This is a genomic window from Stappia stellulata DSM 5886 (assembly GCF_000423705.1).
In the GTDB taxonomy this organism is placed as follows: Bacteria; Pseudomonadota; Alphaproteobacteria; order Rhizobiales; family Stappiaceae; genus Stappia; species Stappia stellulata.
In genome coordinates, this window is the sequence record NZ_AUIM01000010.1 from 241314 (window position 1) to 265383 (window position 24070).

The 24070-nt window shown below is 64.7% G+C and carries 20 protein-coding genes; 6 read left to right on the forward strand and 14 right to left on the reverse strand.

What is annotated here, in order from left to right:
* Positions 1-1173: 1173 nt before the first annotated feature.
* The 3 genes from rpsT to mutM form a co-directional block, all read right to left on the reverse strand.
* On the reverse strand, positions 1174-1440 hold the full coding sequence (gene rpsT, locus G572_RS0106315; protein WP_029057744.1) for a 30S ribosomal protein S20: 267 nt from the start codon (positions 1438-1440) through the stop codon (positions 1174-1176).
* A gap of 180 nt (positions 1441-1620) precedes the next feature.
* Positions 1621-2394: an enoyl-CoA hydratase gene (locus G572_RS0106320; protein WP_029057745.1), complete on the reverse strand. Its 774-nt coding sequence runs from the start codon at positions 2392-2394 to the stop codon at positions 1621-1623.
* A gap of 137 nt (positions 2395-2531) precedes the next feature.
* On the reverse strand, positions 2532-3443 hold the full coding sequence (gene mutM, locus G572_RS0106325; RefSeq protein WP_029057746.1) for a bifunctional DNA-formamidopyrimidine glycosylase/DNA-(apurinic or apyrimidinic site) lyase: 912 nt from the start codon (positions 3441-3443) through the stop codon (positions 2532-2534).
* A gap of 253 nt (positions 3444-3696) precedes the next feature.
* On the opposite strand from mutM, the gene ubiE reads away from it, so the two are divergent.
* A complete protein-coding gene (ubiE, locus tag G572_RS0106330; protein WP_029057747.1) occupies positions 3697-4494 on the forward strand; it encodes a bifunctional demethylmenaquinone methyltransferase/2-methoxy-6-polyprenyl-1,4-benzoquinol methylase UbiE in 798 nt (265 codons plus the stop codon).
* A gap of 7 nt (positions 4495-4501) precedes the next feature.
* Positions 4502-6070 carry a 2-polyprenylphenol 6-hydroxylase gene (gene ubiB, locus G572_RS0106335; RefSeq protein WP_029057748.1) on the forward strand — a complete coding sequence of 523 codons (1569 nt, stop codon included), beginning with the start codon at positions 4502-4504 and terminating at the stop codon, positions 6068-6070.
* On the opposite strand, the gene G572_RS0106340 is transcribed toward ubiB, so the two are convergent.
* The 7 genes from G572_RS0106340 to G572_RS0106370 form a co-directional block, all read right to left on the reverse strand.
* Positions 6067-6687, reverse strand: a complete 621-nt coding sequence (locus tag G572_RS0106340; RefSeq protein WP_029057749.1) for an alpha-ketoglutarate-dependent dioxygenase AlkB family protein — start codon at positions 6685-6687, stop codon at positions 6067-6069. The two genes, ubiB and G572_RS0106340, sit on opposite strands and share 4 nt — an antisense overlap.
* A 138-nt stretch (positions 6688-6825) precedes the next feature.
* The gene (locus G572_RS0106345) at positions 6826-7233 is read right to left on the reverse strand and encodes a F0F1 ATP synthase subunit epsilon (protein ID WP_029057750.1); all 408 of its coding nucleotides are present in this window, start codon (positions 7231-7233) and stop codon (positions 6826-6828) included.
* A gap of 24 nt (positions 7234-7257) precedes the next feature.
* Entirely contained in the window at positions 7258-8697 is a 1440-nt protein-coding gene (gene atpD, locus G572_RS0106350; RefSeq protein ID WP_029057751.1) for a F0F1 ATP synthase subunit beta, read from the reverse strand.
* A gap of 24 nt (positions 8698-8721) precedes the next feature.
* Positions 8722-9606 (reverse strand): F0F1 ATP synthase subunit gamma, encoded by an 885-nt coding sequence (locus G572_RS0106355; protein ID WP_029057752.1) that lies wholly within the window; start codon positions 9604-9606, stop codon positions 8722-8724.
* Between the two features lie 35 nt (positions 9607-9641).
* A complete protein-coding gene (atpA, locus tag G572_RS0106360; RefSeq protein ID WP_029057753.1) occupies positions 9642-11171 on the reverse strand; it encodes a F0F1 ATP synthase subunit alpha in 1530 nt (509 codons plus the stop codon).
* Positions 11171-11731 carry a F0F1 ATP synthase subunit delta gene (locus tag G572_RS0106365; RefSeq protein ID WP_029057754.1) on the reverse strand — a complete coding sequence of 187 codons (561 nt, stop codon included), beginning with the start codon at positions 11729-11731 and terminating at the stop codon, positions 11171-11173. Before G572_RS0106365 ends, atpA begins: the two co-directional genes overlap by 1 nt.
* A 238-nt stretch (positions 11732-11969) precedes the next feature.
* Positions 11970-14207 (reverse strand): primosomal protein N', encoded by a 2238-nt coding sequence (locus G572_RS0106370; protein WP_084649919.1) that lies wholly within the window; start codon positions 14205-14207, stop codon positions 11970-11972.
* A 144-nt stretch (positions 14208-14351) separates the two neighbouring features.
* On the opposite strand from G572_RS0106370, the gene fsa reads away from it, so the two are divergent.
* From fsa to G572_RS0106390, 4 genes are all read left to right on the forward strand, one after another.
* On the forward strand, positions 14352-15005 hold the full coding sequence (fsa, locus tag G572_RS0106375; protein WP_029057756.1) for a fructose-6-phosphate aldolase: 654 nt from the start codon (positions 14352-14354) through the stop codon (positions 15003-15005).
* Positions 15006-15068: 63 nt separating this feature from the next.
* Positions 15069-16037, forward strand: coding sequence for a tyrosine recombinase XerC (locus G572_RS0106380; RefSeq protein WP_029057757.1), 969 nt, complete (start codon positions 15069-15071; stop codon positions 16035-16037).
* A gap of 67 nt (positions 16038-16104) precedes the next feature.
* On the forward strand, positions 16105-16539 hold the full coding sequence (locus G572_RS25375) for a hypothetical protein (RefSeq protein WP_051241766.1): 435 nt from the start codon (positions 16105-16107) through the stop codon (positions 16537-16539).
* A gap of 147 nt (positions 16540-16686) precedes the next feature.
* Positions 16687-16926, forward strand: a complete 240-nt coding sequence (locus G572_RS0106390) for a hypothetical protein (RefSeq protein ID WP_029057759.1) — start codon at positions 16687-16689, stop codon at positions 16924-16926.
* Between the two features lie 105 nt (positions 16927-17031).
* On the opposite strand, the gene lpdA is transcribed toward G572_RS0106390, so the two are convergent.
* The 4 genes from lpdA to G572_RS0106410 all read right to left on the reverse strand — a co-directional run bounded on the left by lpdA (position 17032) and on the right by G572_RS0106410 (position 23957).
* Complete coding sequence (lpdA, locus tag G572_RS0106395; protein ID WP_029057760.1) at positions 17032-18441, reverse strand: dihydrolipoyl dehydrogenase; 1410 nt, start codon at positions 18439-18441, stop codon at positions 17032-17034.
* A 165-nt stretch (positions 18442-18606) separates the two neighbouring features.
* On the reverse strand, positions 18607-19221 hold the full coding sequence (locus G572_RS0106400) for a LysE family translocator (RefSeq protein ID WP_029057761.1): 615 nt from the start codon (positions 19219-19221) through the stop codon (positions 18607-18609).
* Positions 19222-19256: 35 nt separating this feature from the next.
* Complete coding sequence (gene odhB, locus G572_RS0106405) at positions 19257-20798, reverse strand: 2-oxoglutarate dehydrogenase complex dihydrolipoyllysine-residue succinyltransferase (RefSeq protein WP_029057762.1); 1542 nt, start codon at positions 20796-20798, stop codon at positions 19257-19259.
* 174 nt (positions 20799-20972) lie between these two features.
* Entirely contained in the window at positions 20973-23957 is a 2985-nt protein-coding gene (locus tag G572_RS0106410; RefSeq protein WP_029057763.1) for a 2-oxoglutarate dehydrogenase E1 component, read from the reverse strand.
* Positions 23958-24070: the final 113 nt, after the last annotated feature.

The window sequence follows — 24070 nt, forward strand, 5'->3', positions numbered from 1 at the left end:
CCTTGTCCAACGAGAGTGTCCGCCGCCGCAGATCCCGCTGTCCTTTGTTTTTTCATCGTTTTTTGCCTGACGGGCCCTGGCGCTGGCGCACAGAGCACATCCGGAGCGGCGAAGCCGCATCCGTTGGCGTTTCTTGATGCGCGGCCGGTCGACGTCTGGGTGCGAGACGGATGCACGATGCATCGTCGCAAAACCCTGACCCGTCGGGCCGCACGTGGGTTGAATGATCCAGTTTTACCCGGCGGACGGGAGTGTCCGACCGGTCGGCTCAGCCGGGGCTAGCTAGGGATCGCGCCTGACCGCTTTCGCCGATTTCGGAGCGGCACAGAAAGTCCATTGCGCGTTCATCGTCAAGCCCCTCATTTTTGTTTTCGCTTCGAGCCCGCGGAACCTGCCGCACGGCACGTCCCATGTGTTTCCCGATTGCGACACCCGCAGTGCGGGCCCGATGATGCGGGCGTTTACACCCGTCGTGTGCTGCACGCCTACCCGGCGCATCGCTGATGTAATCAGACAACAGGATCCCGATCCGCCAAATACATTTGGCGGCCGTCATGTCATCTTTTTTGGATTAGAAAGCTGTTTACTCGAAGGTCACAAGTGGCCGAGGCCATGACCTCCAGACAAGCTTTCGACCGGACTGGAAGGCGTTACAGGAACCACTCAATGAATATTTTTGACCAAAATATATCATCGCCCTTCCAGAGGCCCTCTTCCGATTTGTTGTTTCGATTTACCCGGGCGACAGCCCGATGAAGTGACCATACACAGCCGAATTCGGGCTCGCAACAGCGACGCGGAGCATTTCGTTAACGCAGTGCGGCCCCTGCCCGGTCTCGCGCGCATCCATCCCCGTCACATCGATTTGGAAGGCGTTTGGACTCAATGCATTTTGGCGTTCGCAGCCACCTGAAATCCCATTTTGCTGTGCACGAAAAAAAATTTACAGACTTCATTCTTGACAGACCCCAAACCCGCGAGCGGACCGGCACAGCCAGCCTACATCCACCTAACGGCTTGGAGTTGCGAAGGTTTCTTTGCCATGGGCGCCGGCATCGGAAGCGCGCGATTCGGTCCGTGTATTTAGACGGATAGCAAGCGGGAAAGAGTGTGCCGGCAAAAGAAAAACCCGACCAAAAGGCCGGGTTCAAAATCTCGTATCGCAGCAAAAATTCAGGCGCCGATCGATTTGATCCGCGAATTCAGCCTGGAAATCTTCCGGGCTGCCATATTGCTGTGAAAGACGCCCTTGGTTACCGCCCGCATGAGTTCCGGCTGGGCAGCCTTGAGCGCGTCGTTGGCCGCCGACTGGTCACCGGAAGCAATCGCCTCCTCGACCTTGCGAAGGTGCGAGCGCACCCTGGTACGGCGGGCCTTGTTGATGGCCGTGCGGCGCTGGATCTTGCGTGCCGCCTTCTTGGCCGAAGGGGTGTTGGCCATGGTGTGTCCTGATGCGTTACGTGAACATTCTGGCTCGTCACGATCGAGGCGCCAGATGTCACCCCGGTCAAACGAAAGCGGCGGCGAAACACTCCGCCACCGGTCGAACTGGCTTATAGTGGCCCACCCGGCGCGCGTCAACGTGAAAGTCGCGGCGCCGGCCGGTTTCCGCCCGAACCGCTACTGGTTCTTGAATTGCGGTGCGCGTTTTTCGACGAAGGCGGACATGCCTTCGCTTTGATCCTCGGTCGCGAACATCGAGTGGAAGACCCTGCGCTCGAAGCGTACGCCCTCCGCCAGGGTGCTCTCATAGGAGCGGTTCACGCTCTCCTTGGTCATCATCGTGATCGGCAGCGAGAAGTCGGCAATCTTCTCCGCCACGCGCATGGCCTCGTCGACCAGCTCGTCGGCGGGAACGACGCGACTGACGAGACCCGAGCTCTCCGCCTCCGCCGCATCCATCATGCGGCCGGTGAGACACATCTCCATCGCCTTCGACTTGCCGACGAAGCGGGTGAGGCGCTGGGTGCCACCGGCGCCGGGCATGACGCCCAGGGTGATCTCCGGCTGACCGAACTTCGCGGTATCCGCCGCAAGAATGAAATCGCACATCATCGCCAGTTCGCAACCGCCGCCAAGCGCGTAGCCGGCGACCGCCGCGATGATCGGCTTGCGGAACCGCGAGACCTCATCCCAGGAGGTGATGAAGTCGCCCTTGTAGGCCTCGACATAGGAGAGTGAACTCATCTCCTTGATGTCGGCGCCGGCGGCAAAGGCCTTTTCCGAGCCCGTAAGGACAACGCATCCGATCTTGTCGTCGCCCTGAAACTGGGCAAGCGCCTCGTTCAACTCCGCGATCAGCGCCGAGTTCAGCGCGTTCAGCGCCTTCGGGCGGTTGAGCGTGACCAAGGCCACGCGGCCCCGCTTCTCGACCTGAATGTTTTCGTATCCCATGAAACCTCCGGCAGTCCGCGCGGCATCGACCCTCAACGCCGCTCCCAACACCGAAGGGGTAGCCGATGGCCGCACCCGCCGCAACCGCACCGGGAGATGCGGGTGCCGTTGCCGGCAAGGCCGGCGTTGGCGCGGGTCTATGTCTGACAGCGCGGGCAATGAAAACTCGAACGGCCCGACTGGACGGCGCGCACAACGGTCCCGTTACAGCCCTCCGTCCGGCACCGTTCGCCTTCGCGACCGTAGACCTTGAAGGTGTGCTGGAAGTAGCCAAGCTCGCCGTCCGCCTGACGGTGATCGCGCAGCGTCGATCCACCCGCCGCGATGGCGGCATCGATCACGGCACGGATCGCCGTCGCGAGCCGGTTGACCTTCGCGCCCGCCCGCCCGCTTTTTCCCGTCAGCGTCCCGGCCGCGCGAAGCGGCGAAAGCCCGGCATCGTGGAGCGCCTCGCAGACATAGATGTTGCCGAGCCCCGCAATGATGCGCTGGTCGAGCAGCGCAGCCTTGAGCGAGGTTGCCTTTCCGGCAAGCACGCGCGCAAGATAAGCCCCGTCGAGCTCATTGCCTGTCGGCTCGATCCCCAGCTTGCAAAAATAGGGATGGGCATCCATGTCCGCGCGCCGCACCAGGGTCATGAATCCGAAGCGGCGCGGGTCATTGTAGACAATGCGCATCGCGCGACCGTTTGCACAGCGCAGACGGAACACCACATGATCGTGCTTGCGCTCTTCGGAGCGCGGATAATGGAAAGCCCCCGGCGTGCGAAACGCGGCCTCCCCGCGCGGCGGCTCGGGGTCTTCGATCCGAAATGCCCCCGACATGCCCAGATGCATCACGACCGCCTCGCCGTCGTCGAGATCAACCAGCAGATATTTCGCGCGACGGCCGAGTGAAACCACCTGCCGCCCCGCGATCCTGTCGGCGAACCCGGGCGGGAAAGGAAACCGCAGGTCCGCGCGCGCCAGCGCGACCGCCTCGATCCGCGCGCCCTCCATCACCGGCTGCAATCCGCGACGGACCGTTTCGACCTCAGGCAACTCGGGCATGACATGGTCTCTCTTGAGGGACAGGCATCGCACGCCGACCGGATGTCCGGCCGCGTTTTCACTTCGCCTGCATATAGAAGTGGCGAACCGCGTCAACGCCAAGACATGGAAGCGGGGCGCGGGGGCGGATCGACGCAGGCGCTGCGCCCGGCGCAAGGCGGTCGTGACCTCTTGGAGAAAATGCTGTAAGGCAACCGGAAGAGGCGGCACCGGTTGGAATCCGGGCAGCCGGACGACAGGCGGGAGACAGGTGATGCCGGGCAGCACGAACGGAAATGACGCGCGCGCGCAAGGGCCCGAAATGGCGACCAGCTTCGGTTTCCGCACAGTGGAAAGCGGCGCGAAACAGCCGCTGGTCAACGATGTCTTCCACCACGTCGCCACCCGCTACGACGTCATGAACGATCTGATGTCCGGCGGGTTGCACCGGCTCTGGAAGGACGCGACGGTGGCCACGCTGGCGCCTCCCAAGAGCGACCGACGCGCCTATTCGGTGCTCGACGTCGCCGGCGGAACGGGCGATATCGCAACCCGGATCGTGCGCCAGGGCGGCGCGGGAACACGGGCCGTTGTCTGCGACATCAATGGCTCGATGCTCTCCGTGGGCCGCGAAAGGGCTCAAAAAGCCGGACTTGGCGATGTCATGCGTTTTGTCGAGGGAAATGCCGAGGACCTCCCTTTCCCCGACCGCAGCTTCGACGCCTATACGATTGCCTTCGGCATTCGCAATGTACCGGATATCGCCAAGGCGCTGCGCGAGGCCAGGCGCGTTCTGAAGCGCGGCGGCCGGTTCCTGTGCCTTGAATTCAGCCAGGTCGACGTTCCCGCTCTCGACAAGGTCTATGACGCTTTTTCCTTCAACGCGATCCCGGCCATGGGCCGCATGGTCACCGGCGACGGCGAACCCTATCGCTACCTGGTGGAATCGATCCGCAAGTTCCCCCATCAGGAGCGTTTCGCCCAGATGATCCGCGATGCGGGCTTCTCGCGGGTAACCTACCGCAATTACTCGGGCGGCATCGCCTGCCTGCATTCCGGCTGGGTGGTTTGAAGCGCCAATGGCCGTGATCGCACTCTTCCGGCTTGCCCGTGCCGGCTACGTGATGGCCCGCGAGGGCGTGTTCGGTATCGTCGACCTCCCCGACCTGCCGTCGGCGCAACGCTACGCCCTCAGGCTGGTGCGCCTGCTGGAGCGCCGCTCGGCACGCGACAAGGCAGCAGACAAGCGCCTGTCCGATGCACTGACCCGGCTCGGGCCCTCCTATGTGAAGCTCGGCCAGTTTCTTGCCACCCGACCCGATGTCGTCGGGCGCGACATGGCAAGCGATCTCACGGCGCTCCAGGACCAGATCCCGCCATTTCCCATGGATGCCGCACGCAAGGTGGTCGAGGAACAGCTCGGCAAGCCGGTCGAATCGCTGTTCGAGACATTCGGACTGCCGGTCGCCGCCGCCTCCATCGCCCAGGTGCATCCGGCGCAGGTTCGCGATCGCGACGGCCATCTGCGCGACGTGGCCGTAAAGGTCTTGCGCCCCGGCGTTGCCGAACGCTTCCGCCGCGACCTGCGCAGCTTCTATCTGATCGCCCGGCTGATGGAACGCTTCCACCCGCCTTCACGCCGGCTCCGTCCTCTTGCCATCGTCGACACGCTGGCACGCTCCGTCGAGCTGGAGATGGACTTCCGGCTCGAGGCGGCCGGACTTTCGGAGATGGGCGAGAACACCGCGGATGATCCGGGCTTCCGGGTTCCGCTCGTCGACTGGCCGCGCACCGCCAAATGCGTGCTGACGATGGAGTGGATTTCCGGGCGCAAGCTCTCCGATGTCGACGGACTTGCCGCCGACGGCCACGACCTGCAGGCGGTCGGCGCCAACATCATCCAGTCCTTTCTGCGCCATGCCGTGCGCGACGGCTTTTTCCATGCCGACATGCATCAGGGGAACCTGTTCCTTGAGCCCGACGGAACGCTGGTGGCCGTCGACTTCGGCATCACCGGACGTCTCGGCAAGACGGAGCGCCGGTTCCTCGCCGAGATCCTGTTCGGCTTCATCACCCGCGATTATCGCCGCGTGGCGGAAGTCCACTTCGAGGCCGGCTATGTGCCCTCCGACCAGGACGTTGACGTCTTCGCCCAGGCGATCCGCGCCATCGGCGAACCGATCCATGGCCACGACGCGTCGGAAATCTCGATGGCCCGGTTGCTGACGCAGCTGCTGGAGGTCACCGAACTCTTCAACATGCGCACCCAGCCCCAGCTGATCATGCTGCAAAAGACCATGGTCGTGGTCGAAGGCGTGGCGCGAACCCTCAACCCGCATCTCGACATGTGGCGCACCGCCGAACCCGTGATCCGCAGCTGGATCGAGCGCAACCTCGGGCCGGCCGGCCGCCTGCAGGACGCCGCCGGCGGCCTGACCGCGCTCGGCCGCCTTGCCGCCGACCTGCCCTTGATGGCGGACCGCGCACAACGCCTGTCGGGTGAGCTGGAGCGGATGGCCGAGAAAGGCCTGCGCTTCGACGCCGAGACCGCCGAGGCAATCGGCCGGGCGGAAGCCCGCCACAGCCGCTCCGGGCGCCTCGCCCTTTGGGTGATCGCCGCCCTTCTCGCCATCGCGGTATTCGGCTAGGGCCCGACCCTGCGCAGCGTCAGGTTGATCCGCCCGTCATCCGTCACAAGCTCCGACGTGCCCTTGACGATGCGATCGATCCCGTGAAATGCCAGCCGCGCCTCCCCGCCAAGCACGACGACATCGCCCGACCCGAGGCGGAGCGAGCGGGTGGGCGCGCGTCGGGTGGTCCCTCCGATCCGGAACACGGCGGTGGCGCCGAGCGAAACCGACAGAACCGGCGCGTCGAAAGTCTCCTCGTCCCGGTCCTGATGCAATCCCAGCCGGGCCTCCGCGCTGTAATAGTTGACGAGGCAGGCTTGCGGATCGGGTGCCTGCGGGCACAGGTCGTGCCAGGCGTCGCGCAGCAAGCCCGGGATCGGAGGCCAGGGGGCGCCCGTGACCGGGTGGGTCGGTTGATAACGATAGCCATCGGCATCTGCGACCCAACCCAACGGGCCGCAATTCGACATCCGGACGGAAAACGGCTTTCCGGTTCCAGGCATGCGGGGAAGAAACAGCGGCGCGGCAGAGACCACCGCGCGGATCTCGTCGAGGAGGCGCTCCTGCGCCGCCCGGTCGAAGTATCCGGGCAAAATCCGGAACCCCGGCAGCATTTCGAACGTCCGGCTGTTCATCGAGTGATCTGACACATCTTCATGGTTGTCATCCTAACGCCGTGGTCTGACGGGAAAACTTATGCGATCAAGCGGCAATGAAAAAGCCCGGAGCGTTTCCGCCCCGGGCTTCAATGTTTCAATTTGCGTGTCGGCGTGTCAGTTGGAGCCGACAGCCTGCTCCATCTCGCGAAGATGATCGAGCGCGATCTGCGCGCGCATGCGCGATGCGTCGTCACTCGCGTCCGCAACGTCTTCCTCGGCCTCACGGATCTGCCGTGCAATGTCGTCGGCCTTGAGATCGGCCATCGGCACCGCCAGTTCCGCGAGAACCGTCAGCCCCTTGGGGCCGGCCTCGGCGAAACCGCCGCGCACGAAGAATGCTTCTTCGGACGCGGACGGACGCGAGACCCTGAGCACCCCGGGGCGCAGCGTCGACATCATCGGAGCATGTCCGGCCATGACGCCGAACTCACCCTCGCTGCCGGGAACCACGACCTGCGTCGCCTCTTCCGACAGAAGAAGCCGCTCCGGGGAGACGAGTTCGAACTGGAATGCTTCGGCCATGTCGTGCCTCGGTCCTTGACTGTCTTACGCGGCTTCAGCAGCGAGCTTCTGGGCCTTCTCGATGGCTTCGTCCATCGAACCCACCATGTAGAAGGCAGCCTCGGGCAGGTGGTCGTATTCACCTTCCACCAGACCCTTGAAGCCCTTGATCGTGTCTTCCAGCGCAACGAGCTTGCCCGGCGAACCGGTGAAGATCTCGGCCACGAAGAACGGCTGCGACAGGAAACGCTCGATCTTGCGGGCGCGTGCCACCGACAGCTTGTCCTCTTCCGACAGCTCATCCATGCCCAGGATGGCGATGATGTCCTGAAGCGCCTTGTAACGCTGCAGCGTTTCCTGGACGGCACGAGCCGTTTCGTAGTGTTCGTCGCCGATGATGCGCGGATCGAGGATACGCGAGGTCGAATCGAGCGGATCCACGGCCGGGTAGATGCCCTTCTCGGCGATCGAGCGGTTGAGCACCGTCGTCGCGTCGAGGTGGGCAAAGGTCGAGGCCGGTGCCGGATCGGTCAAGTCATCGGCCGGCACGTAGACGGCCTGCACCGAGGTGATCGAGCCCTTGTTGGTCGTGGTGATGCGTTCCTGCATCGCGCCCATGTCGGTGCCGAGCGTCGGCTGGTAACCCACGGCCGAGGGGATGCGGCCGAGCAGAGCCGACACTTCCGAACCCGCCTGCGTGAAGCGGAAGATGTTGTCGACAAAGAACAGCACGTCTTGGCCTTCGTCGCGGAAATGCTCGGCAACGGTGAGGCCGGTCAGCGCCACGCGGGCACGCGCTCCGGGAGGCTCGTTCATCTGGCCGTAGACCAGCGCGCACTTCGAACCCTCGGTGGAACCGTCGTTCTCCTTGGGGTCGCGGTTCACGTTGGACTCGATCATCTCCCAGTAGAGATCGTTGCCCTCGCGGGTGCGTTCGCCGACACCGGCGAAAACGGAGTAGCCACCGTGCGCCTTGGCGATGTTGTTGATGAGCTCCATGATGAGCACGGTCTTGCCGACGCCGGCGCCGCCGAACAGGCCGATCTTGCCGCCCTTGGAGTAAGGCGCGAGCAGGTCGACGACCTTGATGCCCGTGACGAGGATCTCAGCCTCGGTGGACTGCTCTGTGAAGCTCGGGGCTTCCTGGTGAATGCCGCGCTTGGCCTCGTGAACGATCGGGCCCGCCTCGTCGACCGGCTCGCCGATGACGTTCATGATGCGGCCGAGCGTGCCGGCACCGACCGGAACCGAGATCGGCTCCTTGGTGTCGACCACTTCCTGGCCGCGAACGAGGCCTTCGGTTGCATCCATCGCAATGGTGCGGACGGTGTTTTCACCAAGGTGCTGGGCGACCTCAAGCACCAGACGGGTGCCATTGTTGTCCGTTTCCAGCGCGTTCAAGATCGGGGGCAGGTGATCGTCGAACTGCACGTCGACGACGGCACCGATGACCTGGTTGATCCGTCCGACTGTCTTGTCAGCCATATTGCTATCCTCGTCTAGATCCGGTCAGAGCGCTTCGGCGCCCGAGATGATTTCGATCAGCTCCTTGGTGATCTGAGCCTGACGCTGACGGTTGTAGCTCAGCGTCAGCTTGTCGATCATTTCACCGGCATTGCGTGTCGCATTGTCCATCGCACTCATCCGCGCGCCCTGTTCAGAAGCGGCGTTCTCCAGCAGCCCCCGGAAGATCTGCACGGAGATGTTGCGCGGCAGAAGTTCCGCGAGAATCTCGCCCTCGTCGGGCTCGTACTCGTAAACGGCCTCGTTGCCCTCCGGCAGTTCGGCCTCCGCGTTCTCGAAGGTCGCCGGAATAAGCTGCTGCGCAGTCGGCACCTGACTGATCACCGACCTGAAACGGGAGTAGAACAAGGTGCAGACGTCGAATTCGCCGTCGTCGAACATCTGGCGAACGAGAATTCCGATTTCGTCGGCGTTCTCGAAGGCCACACGCTTGACGTGACGCAGCTCGATCGTCTTGACGATGTGCTTGCCAAGATCACGCTTCAGACTGTCGAAGCCCTTCTTGCCAACACACAGGATCTTCACCGTCTTGCCGGCCGCAAGCAGCGTCTTGGCCCGCTCGCGGGCCAGTTTCGCGATCGAGGCGTTGAAACCGCCGCACAGCCCGCGCTCGGCGGTGGCGACGACCAGAAGATGGACGTCGTCCTTGCCGTTGCCCGCAAGCAGGAGCGGCGCGTCGTCGCGCCCCTCAAAGGCGGTTGCAAGATTGGCCAGAACGGCTTCCATGCGTTCCGCATAGGGCCGCGCAGCTTCCGCAGCCTCCTGGGCGCGACGCAGCTTCGCCGCGGCCACCATCTGCATGGCCTTGGTGATCTTCTGCGTCGCCTTAACGGAGGCGATCCGGTTTCTTAGTTCCTTCAGGCTCGGCATGGCCGCCCCTTGTCCTGGATGCCGTCAAACACGCGTCAGGCGAAGTTCTTGGTAAAGGCTTCGATCGCCGCCTTGAGACGTCCCTCAAGGTCAGCGTCGAGGGCTTTCTTGTCCCAGATCGCATCCAGGAGATCGGCATGTTCGCCACGCAGGTTGAGCAGAAGCCCTTCCTCGTAGTCACCGACCCGGTCGACCGCGACCTTGTCCAGGTAGCCGTTGACGCCGGCGTAGATCACGGCGACCTGCTCCTGCGTCTTCAGCGGCTGGAACTGGCCCTGCTTCAAAAGCTCGGTCAAACGCGCGCCACGGTTCAGCAGGCGCTGGGTCGTTGCGTCGAGATCCGAACCGAACTGGGCGAAGGCCGCCATCTCGCGGTACTGGGCCAGCTCGCCCTTGATCTTGCCGGCGACCTGCTTCATCGCCTTGATCTGGGCCGAGGAGCCGACACGCGACACCGACAGACCGACGTTCACCGCCGGGCGAACGCCCTGGAAGAACAGATCCGTCTCGAGGAAGATCTGGCCGTCGGTGATCGAGATCACGTTGGTCGGAATGAACGCCGACACGTCGTTGCCCTGCGTCTCGATGACCGGGAGCGCGGTGAGCGAACCGAGGCCGTTGTCCTCGTTCAGCTTGGCCGAGCGCTCGAGCAGACGCGAATGGAGGTAGAACACGTCGCCCGGGAAGGCTTCACGTCCCGGCGGACGACGAAGCAGCAGCGACATCTGGCGATAGGCCACGGCCTGCTTGGTCAGATCGTCGTAGCCGATCACCGCGTGCATCGAGTTATCGCGGAAGAATTCGCCGATCGCGGTGCCGGAGAACGGCGCCAGGAACTGGAGCGGCGCCGGATCGGACGCCGTCGCAGCGACGATGACCGAGTACTCCAGCGCGCCCGATTCCTCGAGCTGCTTGACGAACTGGGCAACGGTCGAACGCTTCTGACCGACGGCAACGTAGATGCAATAGAGCTTCTCGCTCTCATTGTCCGTCGCATGCATCGGCTTCTGGTTCAGGAACGTGTCCAGAATGATCGCCGTCTTGCCGGTCTGACGGTCACCGATGACCAGCTCGCGCTGACCACGGCCGACCGGGATCAGGGCATCGATGGCCTTGAGGCCGGTCGACATCGGCTCGTGAACGCCCTTGCGCGGCAGAATGCCGGGCGCCTTGACGTCGACGCGGCGCATTTCGGTCGACTCGATCGGCCCCTTGCCGTCGAGCGGGTTGCCGAGCGGATCGACGACGCGACCCAGCAGACCCTTTCCGACCGGAACCTCGACGATGGCGCCGGTCCGCTTGACCGTATCGCCTTCCGAGATGCTGCGGTCGGAACCGAAGAGCACCACACCGACATTGTCGGTTTCCAGATTGAGCGCCATACCCTTGATGCCGCCGGGGAACTCGACCATCTCGCCGGCCTGGACATTGTCGAGACCATAGACACGAGCGATACCATCACCCACGGAAAGCACCTGACCGACCTCTGAAACTTCGGCTTCCTGGCCGAAATTCTTGATCTGGTCCTTGAGGATGGCGGAGATTTCCGCTGCCCGAATATCCATCAGCCGACCTCTTTCATCGCGAACTTGAGGGAATTGAGTTTTGTCTTGAGCGAAGTGTCGATCATGCGGCTGCCGACCTTGACGACAAGGCCGCCGATCAGAGCAGGATCAACCTTCGCGGAGATAGTCACGACCTTTCCGGTCGCAGCATTGAGCGCTTCTTTCAGCGTGGAAAGCTGCGCCTCGGACAGGGCATTCGCCGACACCACGTCCGCTGCAACCTCGCCGCGGCGCCGCGCCACTTCGGCACGGAAGGCATCGATCATTCCCGGAACCGCAAAGAGCCTGCGGTTCTTGGCGGCCAGTTTCAGGAAGCTCGCGGCCAGACCGGTCATGCCGGCCTTGTCGAGAACTGCGGTGAGCGCCTTCAACTGGTCGTCGGCGGAAAACACCGGGCTGTAGACGAGACGACGAAGATCGTCGCTGTCCTGAAGCAGCTTCTCGAAACCGGCAAGGGCTTTCTCGACCTCCGCCACGGAGCCCTGCTCCTCTGACAAGTCGAGCAGCGCCGTCGCGTAACGGGAAGCCACACCTGATATGAGAGATACGTTGTCGGTCACAGGGTCCGTGCTCTCTGAGGCGGGTTAGGCCGGAGCTCTCAGCTAGGCTGATTGCAAGGCGTTGGAAAATCTTGAAATTTTGGGAAATTGGCGGACCACCGGTCCGGCCCGTTCCCCAAAGCCGCGCTCCGATTACCACAGGGCTTTGAAGGGTGCAACATAGCCACACAGCCCAAATGGAGCAAACCGCCCGGAAAAAGGGCGAATAGACGATCGGCAGGCAGCCACATTGCCGCGATCACCAGAAACTTTGCGGATCGATGTCGACCTGAACACGCAGTCCGCCGCGGGCTTTCGGGGCTTTGGCGAGCCAGGCGCGCAACAGGCCCTGCAGGTCCGTGGCGCGCGATGCCATGACGAGCAAACGAAACCGGTGGCGGCCGCGCACCAGGGCAAGCGCGGCTTCGGCCGGCCCGAGAACCGTCAGCCCCGGGTCGACCGGCGCGGCGCGGGCGAGTGCGCGGGCATGGGCGTGCGCCGCCGCCTTGTCGGGGCCCGAGACGATCAGTCCGGCAAGCCGTCCGAACGGCGGAAGACCGGCGGCCCGTCTGGCCGCGATCTCCGCCTCGTAAAAGGCGGCGCCATCGCCGGAGGCAAGCGCCTTGATCACCGGATGGTCCGGCGCGTGGGTCTGCAGAAAGCCGCGCCCGCCGCCGCCGATGCGCCCGGCGCGCCCCGTCACCTGGGCGAGAAGCTGATAGGTCCGCTCCGCCGCCCTTGGATCGCCATTCGCCAGCCCGAGATCGGCGTCGACGACCCCCACCAGACGCATCAGCGGAAAATTGTGCCCCTTGGCGACCAGCTGCGTGCCGACCACGATATCGGCGCCCCCCTCCTCGATCACCCGCATCTCGCGGCGCAGGCGGTCGGCACCGCCCTGTATGTCCGACGACAGCACCAGCACCCGCGCGTCGGGAAACGTTTCCACCGCCTCTTCCGCGATGCGCTCGACACCGGGGCCGCAGGCGACCAGCGACTGGGTGTCGCCGCAGGCCGGACAGTGGTCGGGGGTCGGTTCGGCGTGTCCGCAGTGATGACAGGCCAGCTGCTTGCGAAACCGGTGTTCCACCAGCCAGGCGGTGCAGTTGGGACACTGGAAGCGGTGGCCGCAGGATCGGCACAGGGTCAACGGGGCATAGCCGCGCCGGTTCAGGAAAAGGAGCGACTGCCCGCCGCCGGCCAGCGTCTTGGCAATGGCGGTGCGCAGCGGCGGCGACAGCCATTGCCCGCGCTCCGGCTTGTCGATGCGCAGATCGACGATCGCGATCTCCGGCAGGGGCGCGCCGCTCGCCCGCTCCGGCAGGTCCAGCTTCCGGTAGCGCCCCGACAGGGCGTTGACCTGGCTTTCCACCGAGGGCGTCGCGGAGGCGAGAACCACGGGAAAGCGGGAAATATGTCCGCGCACCACGGCCATGTCGCGCGCATTGTAGGGCACGCGGTCATCCTGCTTGTAGGCGCCGTCGTGTTCCTCGTCGACAACGATCAGCCCGAGTTCGGCAAAGGGCAGGAAAAGCGCGGAGCGTGCCCCCACGACCACCCGAACCTCGCCGTCCGCGACCCCGCGCCAGACGCGGGCGCGCTGCTTGGCCGTGATCTCGGAATGCCACTCTGCCGGGCGCACGGCGAAGCGGCGCTCGAATCGCTCCAGGAACGCGCTGGTCAGCGCGATTTCGGGAATCAGCACCAGCGCCTGCCCTCCCTGGCGCAGCACCTCGGCGACCGCCTCCAGATAGACCTCGGTCTTGCCCGAGCCGGTGACGCCGTCGAGGAGAAACGTCCCGAAACCCTTGCCGATGCTGTCGATCAGCGCGCTGGCCGCCTTGTCCTGCATAGCGGTCAGCACCGGCGGGCCGAAGTCCGGATCCGGGCATGGCGCCGGCGGGGCGGCGGGCATGGAAACCACTTCCAGGGTGCCATGCGCCAGAAGGCCGTCGATCACCGACGGGCTGACGCCTGCCGCATGCGAAAGTCCGCTTTTCGACCAGGCCATTCCCTCCGCCAGCGTTTCCAGGACGCGCTTTCGCGCCGGCGTCAGCCTGTCGGGCGGCGCCTCGCCCGCAGCAAGACGCACGCCCGCCACCGGCGGCTCCGGCTCGAGCGCCTCCGGGGAGCGCAACACCATGCGCAACACCATGCCGGGGGTGGCCAGGGTCCAGTTGGCGACCCAGTCCACCAACGCCCTCAGATCGGGGGCAAGCGGCGGAACACGGTCGTAGTGATGGAGGATGTCCCTGAGCCGGGCGGACGGGATTTCGGCGGCGGCCTCACCGTCGAGGATGTCCCACACGGCGCCGATCACCTCGCGGGGGCCAAGCGGCACGCGCACGATCGCGCCGGGCGCCACGGTCATCCCCGGCGGCACCCGGTAGCTGTAGGCCATGCCGATCGCCACGGGCAGCAGCACCCGCGCGACCACCGGCGAATCAGAGCCGAACAGATCGTTCGCGACGGCTCGGGAGGAAGCGATATCGGTCATGGGTCCTTGCAGGCTGCGACTGCGGCACGAGGGGCGTTGCGCGGGCGAATCGGGACTGTCGTTGCAGGCTATCCTAAGGTATGCAGACGCACGACCGCATCAATTCCGGACCCATGTCCGAACCGCCAGGGAGCACGCACCGCCATGAAATTCTTCGTTGACACCGCCGACACCGGGGACATCAAGGACCTTGCGGCCACCGGCCTGCTCGACGGCGTCACCACCAACCCCTCGCTCATTCTCAAGTCCGGCCGGCCGATGAAGGATGTCATCACCGAGATCTGCGATCTTGTCGAGGGGCCCGTCTCGGCCGAGGTCACGGCGACCGACGCCGACGCGATGATCGCCGAAGGCCGGGCGCTCGCCGGCATCGCGGACAACATCGCGGTCAAGCTGCCGCTGACGCTCGACGGGCTGAAGGCCTGCCGCACGCTCACCGGCGAAGGCCACATGGTCAATGTCACGCTGTGCTTTTCGGCCAACCAGGCACTGCTCGCCGCCAAGGCCGGCGCGACCTTCGTCTCGCCCTTCATCGGCCGCCTCGACGACATCAACATCGACGGCATGGACCTGATCCGCGAGATGCGCATCATCTATGACAACTACGGCTTCGAGACCGAGATCCTCGCCGCCTCGATCCGCACGGCCAATCACGTCAAGGAATGCGCAATGGTGGGCGCCGATGTCGCCACCGTGCCGCCGGCCGTGCTCAAGGGTCTGGTCAAGCACCCGCTGACCGACAAGGGCCTGGAGCAGTTCCTCGCCGATTGGGCGAAGACCGGCCAGAGCATTCTCTGACATCGCTTGCGGGCGGGGGCGGAGATTGCCACCCCCGTCCGCGTGCCATGGTAGCCTCACGCCATGACCGACGGCGATTCGCTCCTCGTATCGGCCCGGCCCGACGTCAATGCCGCGATGGAAGACTGGCTCGACCATCTCGGCTCCGAACGGCGGCTGGCCGACAAGACCCTCATCGCCTATGAGCGCGATGTGCGGCAGTTCCTGCGCTTTCTCACCAATCATCTGGGCGCGCCCCCCGCCATCTGCGACCTGTCGGATCTGAAGCCTCTCGATTTTCGGGGATTCCTCGCCGAGCGACGCCGCGCGGGTGCCGAAAGCCGGTCGCTGGCGCGCGGCCTTTCGGGGCTGCGCTCTTTTCTCGGGTTTCTGGAACAGCGCGGCGAGATCAACGCCGCCGCCGCCACCGCAGTGCGGGCTCCCCGCCAGCCGCGATCCCTGCCCAAGCCCGTCTCCGCCGGCGACGCGATGACCCTGGTCGATGCCGACAGCGGCATGGACGAGGAGCCGTGGATCGCCGCACGCAACGCCGCCGTGCTTACCCTGCTCTACGGCTGCGGACTGCGGCTGTCGGAGGCGCTGTCGCTCACCGGGCGCACCGCCCCGCGCAAGGGGGCACAAACGCTGCTCATCCGGGGCAAGGGCGGGCGCGAGCGCATTGTCCCGCTGTTGCCGGTGGTAAGCGAGGCGATCGAGGTCTATCTGGCCGGCTGCCCCTATGTCCCCGATGCCGACGGGCCGCTGTTTTTCGGCGCGCGGGGCGGCCCGCTCAGTCCGCGCATCGTGCAATACGCCATGGAACGGATGCGCAGGGCCCTCGGGCTTCCCGACAGCGCCACGCCGCATGCGCTGCGCCATTCCTTCGCCACCCATCTTCTGGCCGGTGGCGGAGACCTGCGCACGATCCAGGAGCTGCTCGGGCATGCCAGTCTGTCGACCACCCAGATCTACACCGAAGTGGATGCGGCCCGCCTGCTGGACAGCTACGACAAGGCGCATCCGCGCGGGCGCGGCAGAACGCCGCGCCAGTGACGGGCGCGCACTGACCGGGCACACGGTTCCACTTGCAGTTGGCCCCGGAAAATCTCAGACTCCGCGGATGACGGTCGGCAACGCGTTTTTCAGCGCCTCATCTGCGGTGGTTTTCTTCCTCGCGTTTTGCGCAGGCGCGATGCCGGAGCGTGCCCACGCCCAGGATCCCTGCCGGGTTGCCGAAGCCGGACATTGGGTCAATCCATCCGCCCGCACGCAGCAGATCAAACGCATCGAAGTCGAGAGCCACTGCGAGAACGGACAGCTCGTCGCCCGCATGCGCGCCTTCACGAAGTGTTCGCCGCGTGATTGCAAATGGGGCTGGACGGATGCTTACCGCACCTCGAACGGTCGGCTTTTCGCCCGTTTTCCGGGGTTTTTCGGCGCCCGGGAGATCCAGGTCATCTTGATGGGCAACCGGATCGAGGCGCTGGTCACCATCGATCCGCACGATCCTCGGGAACCCGATGCCTTTCACGCGGCCATTCTGTCGCGCGAATAACGCCCGTCGGCCTTCAACGGCCCGCGGCTGGCCGTGGGGCACGCCCCGCGCTATTGTTTACGTCGCGTCTTCCAGGGATTACCCATCACAAGGAAGGCGCAAGAAGCGCGCGGCGGCCGCCGCGCCTCGCCAACGGAGGAGACCACCATGCGTATTCTGACCGGATTGACGAGTGTTGCCGCCCTTGTCGCCTTCACCACCGCGCCCGCCATCGCGGAGTGCAACTGGATGAAGAGCGCGCAGTCCGGGATGTCGCCTGTCGCAAGCGTGGAAGCGCCGCCGACGGATGCCATCGCCACCAACGACCTGAGCGACGATCTGGTGAAAGCGGGCGAGGCCGAGGCCACGCCGACGCCTCCGCTGGACGGGGAGGCGGCGACGGACTGAACGTCTTCGCGACAACCGCGAGCAAACGACAAGACCCGCCTTTCGCATGAAAGGCGGGTCTTGTGTTTTCAACGCGCGGCCTTGCCGGCCCCCGGCCGACAGAATTCAGGCGTGGATCGGCTTGGCAAAGGCGGCCATCGCCGCTTCCTTGACGGCCTCGCTCATGGTCGGATGCGCATGGCAGGTGCGCGCCAGATCCTCCGAGGACCCACCGAACTCCATCAGGACGGCGGCCTCGTGGATCATCTCGCCCGCCCCGTGACCGATGATGTGAACGCCGAGAACCTTGTCGGTTTCCTTGTCGGCCAGAACCTTCACGAAGCCCTCGGTGTGGTTCATCGCCTTGGCGCGGCCATTGGCCATGAAGGCGAACTTGCCGACCTTGTAATCGATCCCTTCGGCCTTCAGCTGCTCTTCCGTCTTGCCGACATCGGCGACTTCGGGGCTGGTGTAGACCACGCCCGGAATCACACCGTAGTTCACATGGCCGGCCTGCCCGGCAAGGATCTCGGCAAGTGCGACACCTTCGTCCTCGGCCTTGTGCGCCAGCATCGGACCGGCGATCACGTCGCCGATTGCATAGATGCCCGGCACATTCGTCTGATAATGCGCGTCCGTCTTGACGCGGCCGCGATCGTCCAGCGCGACGCCGGCCTCTTCCAGACCAAGGCCCGCCGTCACCGGACGTCGACCGATGGCGACCAGCACGACATCGGCTTCCAGCGTCTCGGCCGCGGCTTCGCCACCCGCCGCCGGCTCCACCGTCACGGCAAGCTGCTTGCCCTTCTTTTCCACGGCGGTGACCTTGGAGGACAGATGGAAGGTCATGCCCTGCTTTTTCAGGATGCGCTGGAAATTGCGCGACACGTCCGCATCCATCGGGCCGAGGATCTTGTCCATGAATTCGACGACGACGACTTCCGATCCGAGGCGACGCCAGACGGATCCGAGTTCCAGCCCGATGACACCGGCGCCAACCACGATGAGCTTACCGGGCACCTTGTCGAGCTCAAGCGCACCGGTCGAGGACACGACCTGCTTTTCGTCGATCTCGACGCCTGGCAGCGGGGCCACGTCGGAGCCGGTCGCGATCACGATCGACTTGGCCTCGAGAATCGTGGTCGAATCGTCGTCTGCCTTTACCTCGACCCGACCCGGAGAAAGGATGCGGCCGGTGCCGTGATGGGCGGTTATCTTGTTCTTCTTGAACAGGTAATCGATACCGCCGACGTTGCCGTCAATGGTCTTCTGCTTGTGGCCCATCATGGACTTGAGATCGAGCTTGGGCTTGCCGACCTTGATGCCGAAGTCCTCGAAGCTGTGACCGGCCTCTTCGAAGAGTTCCGAGGTATGCAACAGCGCCTTGGACGGGATGCAGCCGATGTTCAGGCAGGTGCCGCCATGGGTCGCGCGTTTTTCCACCACGCCGACCTTCAGGCCAAGCTGGGCCGCCTTGATGGCGCACACATAGCCGCCAGGACCGGTTCCGATGACGAGAAGATCATAGTCTGCCATTGCAAGTCGCCTCTTTGTTCGCAGCGCGCCGGCGTCACACGGCCGGCTTCTGGAAATCGTGTTTCGCAATCGGGGCTTCGCGCTCCGCAATCGCTCTGCGTGATAAAAGCGGGTGCTGCGGAACACCGCGTGCCGCTTTTTTTCGTGTCCGCTCCACCGCCGGGCCTATCGCTCCGAGAGGGCGAGGCGCAGGCCGAAACCTGCAAATGCGACCGCGACGGTCCGCCGGATCCAGGCCATCGCGCGGGCACTGCGCAGGACCCGCGCCCCGACCGCGGAGGCGAACAGTCCGTAAAGGCAGAAAACCGCGAAGGTGATCGCCATGAACGCGGTCCCCATCTCGACCATCTGCCGGGTCGCGGAGCCGGCACCCGGTGTGATGAACTGGGGGATAAACGCCAAAAAAAACACCGAGAGCTTCGGGTTCAGGATGTTGATCAGGCACGCGGTGCGCGCGATCCGGAGCCGGCCCGGCGGTACGGCGGCCGCGCTGCCGAGGGACAGCGGTCCCGTATCGCGCAGGGTCTGCCACGCCAGATAGAGCAGATAGGCGGCGCCGGCATATTTCAGGACCTGAAACACGACAGCGCTCGCGTGCAGCAGCGCCGCAAGCCCGGCGACCGACGCGAGGAGCGCCGGAACGATCCCCAGCGTACAGCCGACCGCTGCGGCGACGGCGCCCCCGCGTCCGTGCGCGAGACCTGTCGCAACCGTGTAGATGACCCCGGTCCCCGGGATCATCACCACAATCAGCGCTGCAACGAGAAACTCCGTTCCCATGGGTTACCTTCCCACTCCGCGCCGGCGTCGGGCCCTTAAAGGTCCAGCACCAGGCGTTGGATGTCTTCCAGGCTTTCCTTGACGCGCACCAGGAAGGTGACGGCTTCCTTGCCGTCGACGATGCGGTGATCGTAGCTGAGCGCCAGATACATCATCGGGCGGGCGACGATCTCGCCGTTCACCACCATCGGACGCTCCTGGATCTTGTGCATGCCGAGGATACCGGACTGCGGCGCGTTCAGGATCGGCGACGACATCAGCGAGCCGTAGACGCCGCCGTTGGAGATCGTGAAGGTGCCGCCCTGCATGTCGGCCATGCCGAGCTTGCCGTCCCGCGCCTTGCGGCCCAGACCGGCGATGGTCTTCTCGATCTCGGCGATCGACATTTCGTCCGCGTCGCGCACCACCGGCACGACCAGACCGCGGTCGGTGCCGACGGCAACGCCGATGTGGCAGAAGTTCTTGTAGATCACGTCGGTGCCGTCGATCTCGGCGTTGACGGCCGGGACGTCCTTCAGCGCATGGCAGACAGCCTTGGTGAAGAAGCCCATGAAACCGAGTTTCACGCCGTGCTTCTTCTCGAAGAGATCCTTGTACTGCTTGCGCAGCTCCATGACCGGGCCCATGTCCACCTCGTTGTAGGTGGTCAGCATGGCGGCCGTGTTCTGGGCATCCTTGAGGCGGCGCGCGATGGTCTGGCGCAGCTTGGTCATGCGCACGCGCTCCTCGCGCGGCTCGTCCTCAGCCGGCGGCGCGGCGCGTGCCGGCGCCGGAGCGGAAGCCTGCTGCGCCGACTGACCGGTCATGCCGGACGCGACGGCGGCGATCACATCGCCCTTGAGGACCTGGCCGCGCTTGCCGCTGCCCGACACCTGATCGGCGGAGACACTCTTTTCCTGCATCATCTTGGATGCGGACGGCGCGGGCGGCATGTCGGTGCCGGAGGTCTTGGCCGGAGCCGGCGTGGCCGCGGCCTTGGCGGCAGGAGCAGCCGCAGCCGCCCCCTCGCCGGTGGCGATCTTCAACAGCAACTGGTTCGGGGTGACCGTGTCGCCGGTGGCGGCAGCGATCTCCACGACGGTGCCGGCGACCGGCGCCGGAATTTCCTGGGCGGCCTTGTCGGTTTCCAGTTCGACGAGAATGTCGTCGGCCTTCACGGCGTCGCCGACCTTGACGAACCATTCGCCGACATCGGCTTCCGTCACACTCTCGCCGGCGGCCGGCACGACGACGTCGACCGTCTCCTGCGCGCCCGTTTCGGCCTGCTTCGGCTCCTCGGCCTTTGTCTCGGATTTCGCTGCTGCGGGCTTGGCGGCCGCGGGCTTTTCAGCGGCGCCGGAGCCTTCCTCGATCTGGCCGAGAAGGGTTCCGACCTCCACCGTGTCGCCTTCCTTGACGAGCAGGTCCCCCAGCGTTCCGGATGCGGGTGCGGGCACTTCGACCGTCACCTTGTCGGTTTCCAGCTCGACGATCGGCTCATCGGCGGATACGGCATCGCCGGGCTTCTTGTACCACTGCGCGATGGTGGCCTCGGTAACGGACTCGCCAAGGGTGGGCACTCGGATTTCGGTCGCCATGATCTCAGTCTCTTTCATCCACTGGCAGCGCGGCCACTGCATCGGCCCGCGTGCGAAACGTCGGGGCGCCATCCGCCCCCTGGCCTTGCCGCCCGCGACGCTTGGCGGGGACGGAAGGTCACGAAATGCTGCAAGGGTCCCGGCCGCGCGTTGCTGGCGGCCGGGACCTCAAGGTCAATCTGCAAAAGCCTCGTCGAGGAAGGCCTGCAGCTGGGCCAGGTGCTTGGACATCAGGCCGGTTGCCGTCGCCGCGGAGGCGGCGCGTCCGACATACCGCGGCCGGCTGTGCTTTGCCTCGATCTGGGTCAGGACCCATTCGACATAGGACTGGATGAAGAACCAGGACCCCATGTTCTTGGGCTCTTCCTGACACCAGACGATGTCGGCATCCTTGAAGCGGCCGAGCTCGGTCACCAGCGCCTTCGTGGGGAACGGATAGAGCTGCTCGACGCGCAGGAGATACACATCGTCGATGCCGCGCTTTTCACGCTCCTCGAAGAGATCGAAATAGACCTTGCCCGAGCACAAGACGACGCGGCGGATCTTCTCGTCCGCGACCAGCTTGATGCCCGCGTCGGGATCCATCTGCGCATCGTCCCACAACAGGCGGTGGAAGGTCGATCCGTTGGTGAACTCGTCCACGCGGCTGACCGCCCGCTTGTGACGCAGAAGCGACTTCGGCGTCATCAGGATCAGCGGCTTGCGGAAATCGCGTTTCAGCTGGCGCCGCAGGATGTGGAAATAGTTCGCCGGTGTCGTGCAGTTCGCCACCTGCATGTTGTCTTCCGCGCACATCTGCAGGAAGCGCTCGAGACGGGCGGAGGAATGCTCCGGCCCCTGCCCCTCGTAGCCATGCGGCAGAAGGCACACGAGACCCGACATGCGCAGCCACTTGCGTTCGCCCGACGACAGGAACTGGTCGAAGACCACCTGCGCGCCGTTGGCGAAATCGCCGAACTGGCCTTCCCAAAGGGTCAGCGCGTTCGGCTCGCTCAGCGTGTAGCCGTATTCGAACCCGAGCACCGCCTCTTCGGAGAGCATCGAGTTGATGACCTCGTAGCGCGACTGGGTCTCGCCGACATGATTGAGCGGAATGAAACGGCTCTCGTCTTCCTGGTCGTAGAGAACGGAGTGACGCTGCGAGAACGTCCCGCGCTCGCAATCCTGCCCCGACAGGCGCACCGGATGACCGTCGAGGAGAAGCGAGCCGAAGGCAAGCGCCTCTGCCGTCGCCCAGTCCACGCCCTTTCCGGTGTCGAACATCTTCTTGCGGTTGTCGAGAAAGCGGCGGATCGTGCGGTGAACGTTGAAGCCGTCCGGAACGCTGGTGAGCGCCTTTGCCATACGCTCGATATCGTCCGTCGAAACGCTGGTCTGGCCGCGCCGGGGATCTTCCAGATCCTTTGCCTGCTTCATGCCGGCCCATTTGCCGTCCAGCCAGTCGGCCTTGTTCGGCTTGTAGGACTGGCCCGCCTCGAACTCCGTGTCGAGACCGGCGCGGATATCGCCGCGCATCTTTTCCAGTTCCTCGGACGTGAGGACCCCCTCCTTGATCAGCTTTTCCGCGTAGATCTGCAGCGTTGTCGGGTGCTTGCGGATCTTGCGGTACATGATCGGCTGGGTGAATGCGGGCTCGTCCGACTCATTGTGCCCGAAACGGCGGTAGCAGATCATGTCGATCACCACCGGCTTGCCGAAGAGCTGACGGAACTCCGTCGCGACCTTCGCCGCATAGACGACCGCTTCCGGATCGTCGGCATTGCAGTGGAAGATCGGCGCCTCGATCATCTTCGCCACATCTGAAGGGTAAGGCGAGGAGCGCGAGAAGCGCGGATTGGTGGTAAAGCCGATCTGGTTGTTGATGATGACGTGGATCGAACCGCCGGTGCGATGTCCGCGCAACGACGACAGGCCCAGGCATTCGGCAACGACGCCCTGGCCCGCGAAGGCCGCATCGCCGTGCAGAAGCAGCGGCAGGACCTTGGAGCGATCCACCTCGGTCGTCTCGATGAAACGTCCGTCGACAGCCGACAGCTGATCCTGCTTTGCACGGGCCTTGCCGAGCACGACGGGATCGACGATTTCCAGATGCGAGGGGTTGGCCGTCAGCGACAGGTGCACCCTGTTTCCGTCGAACTCGCGGTCGGACGAGGCGCCAAGGTGGTACTTGACGTCGCCGGAACCTTCCACGTCGTCCGGCGTGAAGGAGCCCCCCTTGAACTCGTGGAAGATCGCGCGCAGCGGCTTGCCCATGACCTGCGACAGGACGTTGAGCCGGCCGCGGTGGGCCATGCCCAGCACGATCTCCTCGACGCCGAGTGCGCCGCCGCGCTTGATGATCTGCTCAAGCGCGGGCAGAAGCGCCTCGCCGCCATCCAGACCGAAGCGCTTGGTGCCGGTGTACTTGACGTCGAGAAACTTCTCGAAGCCCTCGGCTTCAAGCAGCTTGTTCAGGATCGCGTGCTTGCCCTTGGGCGTGAACTCGATCTCCTTGTCGGGTCCCTCGATGCGCTCCTGGATCCATGCCTTTTCGGCCGGATTGGAGATATGCATGAATTCCACGCCCAGCGTGGAACAATAGGTCCGCTTCAGGATCCCGAGCATCTCGCGAATGGTCGCGAATTCCAGCCCAAGCATGTAGTCGATGAAGATCTTGCGATCCCAGTCTGCCTCGGTGAAACCGTAGGCCGAGGGGTGAAGCTCCTCGTGATCGACCCGTTCCTTGAGGTGAAGCGGGTCGAGATCGCCATGCAGGTGACCGCGCATGCGATAGGCGCGGATCATCATCAGCGCCCGCACGGAATCGCGCGTCTGCTGCTGGACGTCCGCGTCGCTCAGCGGCTTTCCGGCCGCGTCCGCCTTGGACTTGATCTTGTCGCCGAGCGCCTTTTCGACCGGCGCCCAGTTGCCGTCGAAGGCATTGACCAGATCGCCATTGGCCGTCACCGGCCAGTCGCTGCGCGTCCAGGACGCGCCGCGCGCCTCTTTCAGCACATCGGCTTTTTCATCGGGGAGGTTTGAGAAGAAGTCACGCCACGTCTCGTCGAGAGAGGACGGATCTTCCTTGAAGCGCGCATAGAGGTCTTCAATATACGCCGCGTTGCCGCCGTACAAAAACGACGTCATCGCGAATGCAGTGTTCGCGTCTTGCCGAGCCATCACAATAGCGGGGAATCCCCCGCCCGCCTGTTGAGGGGAGCCCTTTCACGCAGCGCCCCAGAGAACGGATGTGGGATGGGCAGGCGCAGGGCGTGTCCCGCGCCAACCCCCTT